Origin of the sequence: Streptomyces sp. NBC_00016 (genome assembly GCF_045040885.1) — a bacterium.
GTDB classification, from domain to species: domain Bacteria; phylum Actinomycetota; class Actinomycetes; order Streptomycetales; family Streptomycetaceae; genus Streptomyces; species Streptomyces coriariae.
In genome coordinates this window covers 3,335,503-3,349,714 of record NZ_CP108304.1, presented here as the reverse complement: position 1 = coordinate 3,349,714, position 14,212 = coordinate 3,335,503, and the positions used below count along the sequence as shown (strand labels likewise).

Annotated in this window: 7 protein-coding genes; 2 read left to right on the top strand and 5 right to left on the bottom strand. The window is 71.3% G+C overall.

Going from position 1 to position 14,212, the window contains the following annotated elements; genetic code table 11:
• Positions 1–112: 112 nt before the first annotated feature.
• The 5 genes from glgB to OG933_RS14575 all read right to left on the bottom strand — a co-directional run bounded on the left by glgB (position 113) and on the right by OG933_RS14575 (position 9,544).
• Positions 113–2,359, bottom strand: coding sequence for a 1,4-alpha-glucan branching enzyme (gene glgB, locus OG933_RS14595; RefSeq protein WP_405633383.1), 2,247 nt, complete (start codon positions 2,357–2,359; stop codon positions 113–115).
• 391 nt (positions 2,360–2,750) lie between these two features.
• Positions 2,751–4,142 (bottom strand): maltokinase N-terminal cap-like domain-containing protein, encoded by a 1,392-nt coding sequence (locus OG933_RS14590; RefSeq protein ID WP_405627386.1) that lies wholly within the window; start codon positions 4,140–4,142, stop codon positions 2,751–2,753.
• Between the two features lie 109 nt (positions 4,143–4,251).
• Entirely contained in the window at positions 4,252–5,970 is a 1,719-nt protein-coding gene (gene treS, locus OG933_RS14585) for a maltose alpha-D-glucosyltransferase (RefSeq protein ID WP_142266231.1), read from the bottom strand.
• The gene (locus OG933_RS14580; RefSeq protein ID WP_405627384.1) at positions 5,967–8,141 is read right to left on the bottom strand and encodes an alpha-1,4-glucan--maltose-1-phosphate maltosyltransferase; all 2,175 of its coding nucleotides are present in this window, start codon (positions 8,139–8,141) and stop codon (positions 5,967–5,969) included. The genes treS and OG933_RS14580 overlap by 4 nt, the downstream gene beginning before the upstream one ends.
• A 191-nt stretch (positions 8,142–8,332) precedes the next feature.
• Complete coding sequence (locus OG933_RS14575; RefSeq protein WP_405627382.1) at positions 8,333–9,544, bottom strand: S8 family peptidase; 1,212 nt, start codon at positions 9,542–9,544, stop codon at positions 8,333–8,335.
• Positions 9,545–9,823: 279 nt separating this feature from the next.
• Here OG933_RS14575 and OG933_RS14570 point away from each other — a divergent pair, with 279 nt between their 5' ends.
• Together OG933_RS14570 and OG933_RS14565 are read left to right on the top strand one after the other, a co-directional pair.
• Positions 9,824–12,448, top strand: a complete 2,625-nt coding sequence (locus OG933_RS14570; RefSeq protein ID WP_405627381.1) for a glycosyltransferase family 1 protein — start codon at positions 9,824–9,826, stop codon at positions 12,446–12,448.
• A 194-nt stretch (positions 12,449–12,642) separates the two neighbouring features.
• Positions 12,643–14,124 (top strand): hypothetical protein, encoded by a 1,482-nt coding sequence (locus tag OG933_RS14565; protein ID WP_405627379.1) that lies wholly within the window; start codon positions 12,643–12,645, stop codon positions 14,122–14,124.
• The last annotated feature ends 88 nt before the right edge of the window (positions 14,125–14,212 follow it).

The following is a 14,212-nucleotide window of genomic DNA, read 5'->3' as shown; positions in this document are numbered from 1 at the left end:
AGCGTGTGAGACGGGGATCCCCGCCCGCACGCCGCCGCACCGCCCGCACGCTCCCGCACCGGCCGGGCACCGGCCGACGGATTCGCGCCAGGGCCGTTGCCCCGGGGCAGGCTCAGGCAGGCCGCAGCCACAGCGTCGCGAGCGGCGGCAGCGTCAGCCGGACGCTCGCCGGCCGGCCGTGATGACCCTGCGGCTCCGGCTTGACCGGGTCGGGATGGGCGACGCCGCTGCCGCCGTACCCGGCCGCGTCGGTGTTGAGCACCTCGTGCCAGGCCGGGACGTCGTCGGGTGCGCCGAGACGGTAGTCGTGGCGGACGACCGGGGAGAGGTTGGAGACGGACAGCAGCGGGGAGCCCTCGGCGTCGTACCGCAGGAAGGCGAAGACGTTGTCCTCGGCCGCGTCCCCGACCACCCACTGGAATCCGGCCGGGTCGGTGTCCTGCTGCCAGAGGGCCGGCGCCGCGCGGTAGACGGTGTTCAGGTCGCGGACCAGGTCCCTGACGCCCCGGTGGTCGGCCTCGGCGCCGTACGCCGGATCCAGCAGCCACCAGTCGGGGCCGTGGGCCTCGGACCACTCCGCGCCCTGGGCGAACTCCTGGCCCATGAAGAGGAGTTGCTTGCCCGGGTGGGCCCACATGAACGCCAGGTACGCCCGCAGCGCGGCGCGCTGCTGCCACCAGTCACCGGGCATCTTCGACACCAGCGAGCGCTTCCCGTGCACCACCTCGTCGTGGGAGATGGGCAGTACGTAGTTCTCGCTGTAGGCGTACACCATCGAGAAGGTCATCTCGTGGTGGTGGTACCTGCGGTGCACCGGCTCGTGGCTCATGTACTCCAGCGAGTCGTGCATCCAGCCCATGTTCCACTTCAGCCCGAAGCCGAGCCCGCCGAAGCCGCTCGGGCCCGCGTGGTGCGTGGCCCGCGTGACACCGTCCCAGGCCGTGGACTCCTCCGCGATCGTGACGACCCCGGGGCTGCGGCGGTAGACCGTCGCGTTCATCTCCTGGAGGAACGCCACCGCGTCCAGGTTCTCCCGGCCCCCGTGCTCGTTCGGGGTCCACTGACCCGGCTCGCGCGAGTAGTCGAGGTACAGCATCGAGGCGACGGCGTCCACGCGCAGCCCGTCGATGTGGAACTCCTCGCACCAGTACACCGCGTTGGCCACCAGGAAGTTGCGCACCTCGCGCCGCCCGAAGTCGAACTCCAGCGTCCCCCAGTCGGGATGGGCGGCGCGCAGCGGGTCCTCGTGCTCGTACAGCGGACGCCCGTCGAACTCCGCGAGGGCCCACTCGTCGCGCGGGAAGTGCGCCGGCACCCAGTCCATCAGGACGCCGATGCCGGCCCGGTGCAGCGCGTCCACCAGGTACTTGAAGTCGTCGGGTGTGCCGAGCCGGGCGGTGGGCGCGTAGAAACCGGTGACCTGGTAGCCCCACGAACCGCCGAAGGGATGCTCGGCGACCGGCATCAGCTCGACATGCGTGAAGCCGAGGTCCCGGACGTACGCGGGCAGCTGATCGGCCAGTTGCCGGTACGTGAGCCCCGGCCGCCAGGAGGCCAGATGGAGCTCGTAGACGGAGAACGGGGCCTCGTGCACGGGTATCTCGGCCCGCCGGGCCAGCCACTCCTCGTCGCCCCACTCGTAGTGCGAGGCGTGCACGACCGACGAGGTCGCCGGCGGCACCTCGGTGCGCCGCGCCATCGGGTCGGCCCGCAGGGTGTGCGAGCCGTCGGGGCGGGTGATGTCGAACTTGTACAGCTCGCCCTCGCCGATCCCGGGCACGAACAGCTCCCACACCCCGGACGAGCCCAGCGACCGCATCGGGTACCCCGTGCCGTCCCAGAAGTTGAAGGTGCCGGCCAGCCGTACCCCGCGCGCGTTCGGCGCCCATACGGAGAAGGCGGTGCCGCTCACACCCTCGTGGGTCGTCGGACGCGCGCCCAGCACCGTCCACAACTGCTCGTGCCGGCCCTCGCCGATCAGGTGCAGGTCCAGGTCGCCCAGCGTCGGCAGGAAACGGTAGGCGTCCTCGGTCTCCACGGTGGTGCTCTCGTAGGTCACCAGGAGCCGGTGGACCGGGGCCTTGGTCAGGGGCAGCAGGCCGGAGAAGAAACCGTCGCCGTCGTCGTGGAGTTCGGCGCGCAGGTCGCCCGACAGCACCGTGACGGACCGCGCGTACGGGCGCAGCGCCCGGAAGACGATCCCGCCGGGCACCGGATGCGCGCCCAGCACGGAGTGCGGGTCGTGATGGGTGCCGTGCAGCAGGCGTTCACGGTCGGCGGGGCCGATGGCGGGGTCCACGACGGCGTCCGGGGCGGGGTCGGCGTCGGAGTCGGCTTCGGCCTCCGGGTTGGCGCCCACGGGGAGGCTCACCGGCTTCGTCACGGCGACCTCTTCGGCTGCCGCTGCCGCCTCCGGCTCTGCAGCCTCGTGGGAGGCGTCCACGGGGAGGCTCACCGGCTTCGTCGCGGCGACCTCTTCGGCTGCCGCTGCCGCTGCCGCTGCCGCCGCCTCCGGCTCTGCCCTTGTCACCGCTGCCGCCGCCTCTGTCGCTCCCGTTGCCGAGGTCTCTTCGGCCCGGGTCTTCTTGCTCGCCGTCTTCTCGACCGCCGTCTTCTTGCCTGCCGCCTTGTCGGCCTCCGCCTTCTTGCCCGTCGTCTTCTTCCTCGCCGCCTTGTCGGCCGCCGCCTTCTTGGTCACCGCTTTCTTCGCGGTGGCCTTCTTCTTCGGGGGAGTCACGTACGGAGCCTCCTCAAGGCAGGTCGGGTGCGGCGAGGCGGTGTATCGCGGAAAGGGGTACGGGGAGCCAGTCGGGGCGATGCCGTGCCTCGTAGACGACCTCGTAGACCGCCTTGTCCGTCTCGTGGGCCCGCAGCAGCACGGGGTCGGTGCGCGGATCGACGCCCGCCACCTCGGCGTACCCGGAACAGTAGGCCGCCCGGCAGGCATGTGCCCAGGCCGGGGCAGGCGGATCCGCCGAGTGGGCGGCGTAGTCGAAGGAGCGCAGCATGCCCGCCACGTCCCGCACGGTCGGCTGGGGCATCCGCCGCTCGGCCAGCGGCCTGGCCGGCTCCCCCTCGAAGTCGATCAGCGACCACTGCCCGGAGGGCGAGCGCAGACACTGCCCGAGGTGCAGATCGCCATGGACGCGCTGGGCGGTCCAGGTGTGGCCCTCGGCCGTGAGCTCGGCCAGCGCGGTGAAGGCGGTGCGCAGCGCCGGCGCGTAGGGGCGCAGCGCGGGCACCGCCTGCGCGGCGGCGTCCAGCCGCCCGGTCATGCCGTCCACCATCGGACGTATCTGCGCCTGCCCCAGGGTCGCCGTGGGCAGCGCCCGGGCCAGCGCCCCGTGCACCTCGGCGGTGGCCCGCCCCAGCGCTCGCGCCTCGGCGGCGAAGTCCTCGCCCTTGGCCAGTTCCCGCAGCGCCAGCTCCCAGCCGTCCGCCGCGCCCTGCACATACGGCTGGAGCACGGCGAGGACGTACGCATCGCCCTCGCCCTCGCCCTCGCCCTCACCCGGGTCCCCGTACATCCACGCGGTCGGCGCGGGCACCCGGGGGCAGCCCTCGCGGGCCAGCGCCAGCGGCAGCTCCAGGTCGGGGTTGACGCCCGGCACGACCCGGCGCAACAGCTTCAGAATGAACGTATCTCCATAGATGACGGACGAGTTCGACTGCTCGCCGGTCAGCCGGCGCGGGACCAGCCCGGACCGGATCTCCTGCCCGGGATCCCGCTCGCAGCGCAGCCCGCCGATCCGGGCCCCGGTGCGCAGCGCCTCCAGCAGTACCTCGGCGGGCCGGGTGTCGTAGAGGGCGTCGAACACGGTCCGCCCGGCCAGCGGACCCTGGGTCACATGGCCGATCAGCGCGGGCGCCAGCCGGGGCGGCAGGGCCTCGCGTGTGCCGATCAGGAGCTGGTAGCAGTCGCCGGGCGTCGCCGGCTGATGGGCGCGTACCAGCAGGTGGTACAGCCCCAGTCTGGTGTGGGCCGGCAGCAGCTCGGTGGCCGCCACCAGCGAGAACCCGGTGACCGGACGGCCCTTGCCGGCGAACCAGCGCTGCCGGGGCAGCCACTCCCGCAGCAGAGGGTCCAGCGAAGCGAGGAGGCCGGGGTCGGTCCGACCGGAAAGTGTGACAGTCGCCGCCATAGGTGTCACATTCCTTTCCCCGGGTGTCGGGGTCGGGGCGTTACTGATGCGTGCCCCGGGCGGGGCGGCGGAAACCGCCCCGCCCGGGGTTCGAGGCTGTGGACACGGCCTAGGCCGCGTCCCTGCGCAGCCTGAACCAGTAGAAGCCGTGGCCCGCCATGGTGAGCAGGTACGGCAGGTCACCGACGGCCGGGAACCGCACCCCGCCGAACAGCTCCACCGGGTACCGCCCCTTGAACCGGCTCAGGTCCAGTTCGGTGGGCTGCGCGAACCGCGAGAAGTTGTGCACGCACAGCACCAGGTCGTCCTCTCCCTCCTTGGTCAGGGGGGCCTCGCGAAGGAAGGCGAGGACGGCCGGGTTGGAGGACTGGAGTTCGGTGTAGGTCCCGAGGCCGAAGGCGGGGTTCTGCTTGCGGATCTCGATCATGCGCCGGGTCCAGTGCAGCAGCGAGGAGGGCGACGACATCGACGCCTCCACGTTGGTGACCTGGTACCCGTAGACGGGATCCATGATGGTCGGCAGAACGAGCCGCCCGGGGTCACAGGACGAAAAACCTGCGTTGCGATCGGGTGTCCACTGCATGGGGGTGCGGACGGCGTCGCGGTCGCCGAGCCAGATGTTGTCGCCCATGCCGATCTCGTCGCCGTAGTAGAGGATCGGCGAGCCGGGCAGGGAGAGCAGCAGGGCGGTGAAGAGCTCGATCTGGTTGCGGTCGTTGTCGAGGAGGGGTGCGAGCCGGCGGCGGATGCCGATGTTGGCGCGCATACGCGGGTCCTTCGCGTATTCCGCGTACATGTAGTCGCGTTCCTCGTCGGTGACCATTTCGAGGGTGAGCTCGTCGTGGTTGCGCAGGAAGATGCCCCATTGGCAGCGGGAGGGGATCGCGGGGGTCTTGGCGAGGATTTCCGAGACCGGGTAGCGGGATTCCCTGCGGACCGCCATGAAGATGCGGGGCATGACGGGGAAGTGGAACGCCATGTGGCATTCGTCGCCGCCGGAGGCGTAGTCGCCGAAGTAGTCGACGACGTCCTCGGGCCACTGGTTGGCCTCGGCGAGGATCACCGTGTCCGGGTAGTGGGCGTCGATCTCCTTGCGGACCCGTTTGAGGAACTCGTGCGTGGCCGGCAGGTTCTCGCAGTTCGTGCCCTCCTCGGCGTACAGGTAGGGCACGGCGTCGAGGCGGAAGCCGTCGATGCCCAGGTCCAGCCAGAATCGCAGCGCGGAGATCATCTCCTCCTGCACGGCCGGGTTCTCGTAGTTGAGGTCCGGCTGGTGGGAGAAGAAGCGGTGGAAGAAGTACTGCTTGCGGACGGGGTCGAAGGTCCAGTTGGAGACTTCGGTGTCGACGAAGATGATGCGGGCGTCGCCGTACTGTTTGTCGTCGTCGGCCCACATGTAGTAGTCGCCGTAGGGGCCGTCGGGGTCTTTCCTCGATTCCTGGAACCACGGGTGCTGGTCGCTGGTGTGGTTCATCACGAAGTCGATGATGACGCGCATGCCGCGTTGGTGGGCGGCGTCGACGAATTCCACGAAGTCGGCGAGGTCGCCGAATTCGGGGAGGACGGCGGTGTAGTCGGATACGTCGTATCCGCCGTCCCGCAGGGGCGATTTGAAGAAGGGCGGCAGCCAGAGGCAGTCGACTCCCAGCCATTGCAGGTAGTCGAGTTTGGCGGTGATGCCTTTGAGGTCGCCGACGCCGTCGCCGTTGCTGTCCTGGAAGGAGCGGACGAGGACCTCGTAGAACACGGCGCGTTTGAACCACTCGGGGTCGCGGTCCTTGGCGGGGGTGTCCTCGAAGGTGTCCGGAACGGGCTCGTTGACGATCATGGTGTGGGTGACCCTCCGATCTGCGGGTTGGACGGTCGCAGGACGGTGAGTACGTGCGCGGGCCGGGTGCCCGGTTCGAGGCGCACGTAGTTGGCCCTGCCCCAGTGGTAGGTCTCGCCGGTGAGCTCGTCGCGCACCGGCACCGACTCGTGCCAGTCCAGGCCGAGTTGCGGCATGTCCAACGAGACCGTCGCCTCCTGGGTGTGGTGGGGGTCGAGGTTGACGACCACCAGAACCGTGTTCGAACCGCTCTTCTTCGAGCTCCTCTTCGAGTAGGCGATCACCGCTTCCTTGTCGGTCGGATGGAAGTGCAGATCGCGGAGTTGGTGCAGGGCCGGGTGCGCCCGCCGGATCTCGTTGAGCCGGGTGAGCAGCGGGGCGAGGCTGTGGCCCGCCCGCTCGGCGGCCGCCCAGTCACGGGGTTTGAGCTGGTACTTCTCCGAGTCGAGGTACTCCTCGCCGCCTTCCTTGAGCGCCGCGTTCTCGCAGAGTTCGTAGCCGCTGTAGACGCCCCAGGTCGGCGAGAGGGTGGCGGCGAGGACGGCGCGGATCTCGAAGGCGGGGCGGCCGCCGTGCTGGAGACAGGCGGGCAGGATGTCGGGGGTGTTGGCGAAGAAGTTGGGCCGCATGTAGGAGGCGGCGTCCCCCGAGAGTTCGGTGAGGTACTCCGTCAGTTCCTGCTTGGTGTTGCGCCAGGTGAAGTAGGTGTACGACTGCTGGAAGCCGATCTGCGCGAGGGTGTGCATCATCGCGGGGCGGGTGAAGGCCTCGGCGAGGAAGATCACGTCGGGGTCGGTGCGGTTGATGTCCGCGATGACCCGCTCCCAGAACACGACCGGCTTGGTGTGCGGGTTGTCGACCCGGAAGATCCGCACCCCGTACGACATCCAGTGCCGCAGGACCCGCACGGTCTCCGCGACGAGACCGTCCAGATCGGCGTCGAAGGCGATCGGATAGATGTCCTGGTACTTCTTCGGCGGGTTCTCGGCGTAGGCGATGGTGCCGTCCGGGCGGTGATGGAACCACTCGGGGTGTTTCTGCACCCAGGGGTGGTCGGGGGAGCACTGGAGGGCGAAGTCGAGGGCGATCTCCAGGCCCAGCTCGGCCGCCCGTTCCACGAACCGGGCGAAGTCCTCCAACGTGCCCAGGTCCGGGTGGACGGCGTCGTGGCCGCCCTCCGGCGAGCCGATCGCCCAGGGCACGCCGACGTCGTCGGGGCCGGGGTCGAGCGTGTTGTTGCGGCCCTTGCGGAAGGTCGTGCCGATGGGGTGGATCGGCGGGAGGTAGACGACGTCGAAGCCCATCGCGGCGATGGCGGGCAGCCTGCGCGCGGCGGTGCGGAAGGTGCCGTGCGGGCGCTCGGGGGTCCCCTCCGAGCGTGGGAAGAACTCGTACCAGGCGCCGTACAGGGCGCGTTCCCGCTCGACCAGCAGCGGCAGCGGCTCGGACGCGGTGACCAGCTCCCGCAGCGGATACCGGCCGAGCACGGCGTCTACCTGCGGCGTCAGCGCCGCCGCCAGCCGGGAGACGGCCGGGCGGGTCTCGTCGCGCAGCGCCTCGGCCGCCGCCAGCACCGCGGTGCGGTCGGGGGCCTCCGGCACTCCGCCGGCCGCCCGTTCGTACAGCCGCGCGCCCTCTTCGAGGACCAGCTCGGTGTCCATCCCCGCGGGGATCTTGATGCGGGCGTGGTGCCGCCAGGTGGCGACCGGGTCGCTCCAGGCCTCCACGGAGTAGGTCCAGCGGCCCGTCGCGTCCGGCGTGACGTCCGCGCCCCAGCGGTCGGTGCCCGGGGCGAGTTCACGCATCGGCGTCCAGGGGCCCGGGTTGCCGTCCGGATCCCGCAGCACGACGTTGGCGGCGACGGCGTCGTGCCCTTCCCGGAACACGGTCGCCGAGACCTCGAACGACTCACCCGTGACCGCCTTGGCGGGCCGGCGACCCTGCTGGACGAACGGGCGGACGTCCAGGACGGGTATGCGCCCGACGGCGGTGGTGTCGCCGCCCGAGGAGGATCGCTCCGGGGCCGGCGGACCGGGTGCGGGCGTGAGCACCGGGACGGACGTGTCCTTCTCGGCGTTGCCGGCGCCGTCGGTGCTCTTGCCGTTCTTGCTGCTCGTGTTGTTCTTGGTGCGAGGCGTCGGGGGTGATGACGGGTGGTGCCTTGCTGGCATGACCGCTCCTGTCCGCATCAACGGGGGGTAGGCGGATGGATGTGGTGGGGAGGGGGTCCTGCGGGGGAGTACCGGAGGAGCCTTCCACCCTATTCGGGTGAGCAATCCGGCACGTTGTTAACTACCCGTGCGTTTGTCAACGCACAAGACCGGCCCCGTTCGAGGGGAACGGAGCCGGTCTCGGCGCCCCGTCAGGTGAACGGTGGAACCTGGAGGATTTTGTTCGGCGAACCGGGTCCCCGGCCGGAAACCTTGCCGTTCGCCGCCCCCGCGACCAGAGCCCGCGCCACCTGAGCGGGCGTGGCCTTCGGATGGTCGGCGAGATGGAGCGCGGCCGCCCCCGCCGCGTGCGGCGCCGCCATCGACGTACCGGAGCGGGCCACTCGGCCGGTGTCGTTCGCGGACGAGGCGGAGGTGATCGACACTCCCGGCGCGAACAGGTCGAGAGCCGAACCGTAGTTGGAGAAGCCCGCCCTGGCGTCCCCCCGGTCGGTGGCGCCGACCGTGATGGCCTCCCGCACGTCGGCCGGGGAGTACAGGGCGGCCGGCTGTCCCACGTTGCCCGCGGCGACGGTGTAGGTGACACCGGACCGGATGGAGGCGCGGACGGCCGCGTCCAGCGCCGCGTTGTAGCCGCCGCCCAGGCTGAGATTGGCGACCGCGGGCCGGTGCGCGTGCCGGGTGACCCAGTCGATGCCCGCGATGGCCTGCGCGGTGGTGCCCGCACCGGCGTTGTCGAGCACCCGTACCGCGACCACCCTGGCCTTCTTGGCGACGCCGAGACGCGTGCCCGCGACGGTGCCGGCGACATGCGTGCCGTGGCCGTTGCCGTCGGCGGCGATACGGTCGCCTCCGACGAAGTCCCAGCCGTGGCTCGCCCGGCCGCCGAAGTCGGTGTGCGTGATCCGGATGCCGGTGTCGATCACGTACACCGTGACCCCGGCGCCCGCCGACTTCGGCCAGTTGTAGCTGTTGTCCAGCGTCCCGCCCGGCTGGTCGACGCGGTCCAGCCCCCAGGACGGCGGGTTCTTCGCGGCCCCGGCCGCATCCAGGGTCACCCGGGTGTCCTGGACCACGGAGGCCACCCGCGGATCGGCCGCGAGGCGCCGGGCCTGTCTCTCGTCCGCCTCGACGGCGAACCCGTTGAGGGCCGTGTCGTAGGTCCGGCTGACGGTCGCCCCGTACGAACCGACGAGACCGCGCCCGGCCTTCGACGACGCGGCGGTGTCCGCCTTCAGCGTGACCAGATAACTTCCGCCGACGGAACCGGGCAGACCGGCGCCGAGTATCTTCCCCTCCGGTGCGGCGTGCGCGGGCAGGGTGACGGCCGAAAGGACCACGCTCGTGACGACCGCGGTCAGGCCCCCCACCCGGCGCAGACGCCGCTTTCGCGTCCGTGCCATGGTTCGAGTTCCCCTCCTCGACTCGGCGCACGACGGCTCCGTCGACTCATCCGACTTCGCCGGGTACGCCACTGGGCAGCCTCTCGTGCGGGGCGAAAGGCCACAAGGTGGCCTACCGGGACGAAACAGGGTTTCGGCCCGTTGTCGCGGGTCGGGCCGAAAAGCGAGGGTCCGCGGGCGGCCAGCCCTCAGCGAGGCCCGCGTCGGCGCCGGTACCTTCGTAGACGACGTGGACGCACACCGCCGTGCGTCTCTTCCTCACGCACGCCGAGGTGGAATGTGAAGGCGATCCGTCGATTCACCGTCCGGCCCCTCCTCCCCGACCCCCTCCGGCCACTCAGCGATCTGGCCCGCAACCTGCGCTGGTCCTGGCACGCGGAGACCCGCGACCTCTTCCAGTCCGTCGACCCCGAGCGCTGGGCCGTCTCCGACGGCGATCCGGTGAGACTCCTGGGCGGCGTGCGCCCGGCACGCCTCACCGAGCTCGCCGGGGACCGCCGTTTCCTGCGCAGGCTGAGTGCCGCCGCCGACGACCTGCACGACTACGTGACCGGCGACCGCTGGTACCAGGCGCAGCCCCGTACCGCCGGGCTGCCCGCCGCCGTCGCCTACTTCTCGCCCGAGTTCGGCGTCACGGCCGCGCTGCCCCAGTACTCCGGCGGTCTCGGCATCCTGGCCGGCGACCACCTCAAGGCGGCCAGCGACCTGGGCGTCCCGCTGATCGGCGTGGGGCTGCTCTACCGGCACGGCTACTTCCGCCAGACGCTCTCCCGGGACGGCTGGCAGCAGGAGCACTATCCGGTCCTCGACCCCAACGAACTGCCGGTCACCCTGCTGAAGGAGGACGACGGCACCCCCGCGCAGATCTCGCTCGCCCTCCCCGCCGGCAAACAGCTGCACGCCCGGGTCTGGCTGGCGCAGGTCGGCCGGGTCCCGCTCCTCATGCTCGACTCGGACGTCGAGGAGAACGACCTCGGCGAACGCGGGGTGACCGACCGGCTCTACGGCGGTGGCAGCGAGCACCGGTTGCTCCAGGAGATGCTGCTGGGCATAGGAGGTGTCCGGGCGGTACGCACGTACTGCCGGCTGACCGGCCACGCCGCGCCCGAGGTCTTCCACACCAACGAGGGCCACGCGGGCTTCCTCGGCCTGGAACGGATCGCCGAACTCGCCGACACCGGGTCGGACTTCGACTCCGCCCTCGAAGCCGTCCGGGCCGGCACGGTCTTCACCACCCACACCCCCGTCCCGGCGGGCATCGACCGCTTCGACCGTGAGCTGGTCGCCCGCCACTTCGGCCCCCAGGCCGAGCTCCCGCGCATGGACGTCGACCGCATCCTGCGGCTGGGCATGGAGACCTACCCGGGCGGCGAACCGAATCTCTTCAACATGGCCGTGATGGGCCTGCGGCTGGCGCAGCGCGCGAACGGCGTGTCCCTGCTGCACGGCCAGGTGAGCAGGGAGATGTTCTCCGGCCTGTGGCCCGGCTTCGACCCGGAGGAGGTGCCGATCACCTCCGTCACCAACGGCGTGCACGCCCCGACCTGGGTGGCCCCGGAGGTCCTGCGGCTCGGCGCCCGCCAGTTCGGCTCCGGGCGGGCCGAGGACGCCCTGAGCGTCGGCGGCTCCGACCGCTGGGACGCCGTCGCCGACATCCCCGACCAGGACATCTGGGAGCTGCGCCGCGATCTGCGCGAGCAGCTGGTGGTGGAGGTGCGGGAGCGGCTGCGCGCCTCCTGGCGTCAACGCGGCGCGGGAACGGCCGAGTTGGGCTGGATCGACGGCGTCATGGACCCGGACGTCCTCACCATCGGCTTCGCGCGCAGGGTCCCCTCGTACAAGCGCCTGACGCTGATGCTGAGGGACCGCGACCGGCTGATGGACCTGCTGCTGCACGCGGAGCGGCCGATCCAGATCGTCGTCGCGGGCAAGGCGCACCCCGCGGACGACGGCGGCAAACGGCTGGTCCAGGAACTGGTCCGGTTCGCCGACGACCCCCGCGTCCGGCACCGGCTCGTCTTCCTGCCCGACTACGGCATGGCGATGGCGCAGAAGCTGTACCCGGGATGCGACATCTGGCTCAACAACCCGCTGCGGCCCCTGGAGGCCTGCGGCACGTCCGGCATGAAGGCGGCGCTCAACGGCTGTCTCAACCTCTCCGTCCTGGACGGCTGGTGGGACGAGTGGTTCCAGCCCGACTTCGGCTGGGCGATCCCCACCGCCGACGGCGTCGGCACCGACCCCGACCACCGCGACGACATCGAGGCGGCGGCCCTCTACGACCTCCTCGAACAGCGCATCACCCCCCGCTTCTACGAGCGCGGCCGGGCGGGCCTGCCCGACCGCTGGATCGAGATGGTCCGCCAGACCCTCACCCTGCTCGGCCCGAAGGTGCTGGCGGGACGCATGGTCCGCGAGTACGTCGAACGCCTCTACACGCCGGCCGCCCACGCGCACCGGACGATGACGCCCGACACGGCCAGCGAACTCGCCCTCTGGAAACAGCGGGTGCGCTCGGCCTGGCACGCGGTGCAGGTGGACCATGTCGAGACGTCGGTGGCCACCACCACCGCCGAACTCGGCACGACCCTCGCGCTGCGGGTCCGCGTCGGCCTCGGCGACCTCACCCCCGACGACGTCGAGGTGCAGGCCGTCTCGGGCCGGGTCGACGAGGAGGACCGCATCACGGACGCGACGACGGTCCCCCTGAAACCGTCCGGCGGCCCGGACCTGGACGGCCGCTGGCTCTACGAGGGCCCCCTGTCCCTGGACCGCACCGGACCCTACGGCTACACCGTCCGCATCCTCCCGGCCCACCGCCTCCTGGCCTCCGGCGCGGAGCTGGGCCTGTTGGAGGTGCCGTCGGAGGAGGCGGTGGAGGGCGCGGGGGTGGTGCTGCGGTAACCGCTCACCGCCGACCCGAGGCGCCGACGGGTGACGTCGGCGCCTCGGGTCGGGCTGTACCTTCCCCATCACGGAGGAGGGGCTCGTCCTGCGATATCCGGTGGGCAGATCGTCGTCGGAGGGTTATGCTCCCCCGCGATGACTACTTCTTCTGTAGACAGATCGGGGGCCCCGTCCGCGCAAGGTGAGTGCTGATGCTCACTTGGATCGCGAACGAGGATTCCCGACTTTCCTTCTGGCTGCGCGTGCGCGAGTTCGCCGTGCCGGCCTCCATGATCGAGACTGCGACCGCCCGCCGCCGCGTAGGGGACTGGGCCGGGGCTTGTGCCGCCGCAGGTGTCGACATCGATCTCGACCTTCGTACCGTGGCGCGGACGTACGGCCGTGCCTTTGCTTCCCTGCTCCGGTCCGATCTGCGTCACTTGGCCCCTGATCTGCTGCGATGGCACATGCCAAGGGTCGCTCCCGACGGATTGCTGCGGCCGGGGGTGACCGTCTCCCTCGCTCGGTACGAGGTCGACGGCGCCGTCGGCGGTGCCGGGCGGGACGACACCCGGTGGCCCGTGCACCTTGTGGTGCGGACTCCGCCCGCCTGGGCGGATTCCGGACAGCGGGTCGGTCTCGCGCTGTGGGACGCGTCCGGCTCGGTGGCGGGCGACCGCCGTCATCCGCATCCGCGTCCCGACCGGCGGTTCCGCCTCGACCTGCACCGTCATCTGTGGGACGCGCGCCGAGCGGGTGAGCTGCGGGTCCGGTGCGGCGCCGATCGACCGCCTGGAGACGACCTGCCCACCCTCGACCCGTTCGTGCCTGACCTGTCTGTGCCGGACCTGTCCGTGCCTGACCCGCCCGTGTCGGACACGGAACTGCCGGGGCCCGGCTGTGCCGTGGACCGGTGGGCGGCCGAGGCGGGGATCGTGCTGCGGGCGGAGGGGCGGACCACCGGTTCCGTCCTGGTGCGCCTCGGGTCCGGGCGGCGGCTGGTCCTGGATCAGGCCGAGGAGGGCGGACTTCGCGACGCGCGGCCCGTCCTGCGCGGTGCGACGGGCTGTGTCTCCGCGCTGCCGGTACTGCCCGACGCGGCGACCTGGGTGCTGCCCGACCTGGAGTTGATCCGGACGGGAGCGATCGAGGCCGAGCGACTGCATCCGCTGGTCGCCTCGGCGCTCGTACCGGAGCACGTCGTACCGGAGCACCTTGGAGCGGAGTACGCGGCGCCCGTACCGGGCGGGCTTCCCGACCGGGCGGGACGGGCCCGGCTCGTGGAGTGCCGGGGAGCGACGCACCGGATCGGTCTGGTCGACGGGGCACTGGCTCCGCTGGACCACGACCCGGCCGAGATCCGGCGCGAGGAGCTGCTGGCCTCGTTGACCGGCACTCCGCTGCCCTGTCTCCAGGCGATCGACCGGGCGCACCGGCGTCCGGACTGTCTCGTCGGCGTGCGCGAACGCCTCGTCCACGGTGATGTCGCCGGTGCGCTGGCCGTTGTCGAGGGGCTGCTCGGCCCAGAAGCGGTCCTGCGTGACGGCGCGCTGAGGGACGAACTGGAGGCGGCCGCGCAACGGCGGATCACCTACGGACTGTTCAGGGCCGGCCTGATCGGTCCCGGGCCCGGCCAGGACCGTCGCCGTCCCGGCCATATGCGCGCGCACCCACGCCACGGCGTTCCTCGCTGACCTCTCTTCTTGTCTTCTTGTCCTGCGAACTCCTGCGAACTCCTGCGGACCCCTGCGGACTTCTACGAACCCCAAAGGTGATCACCCA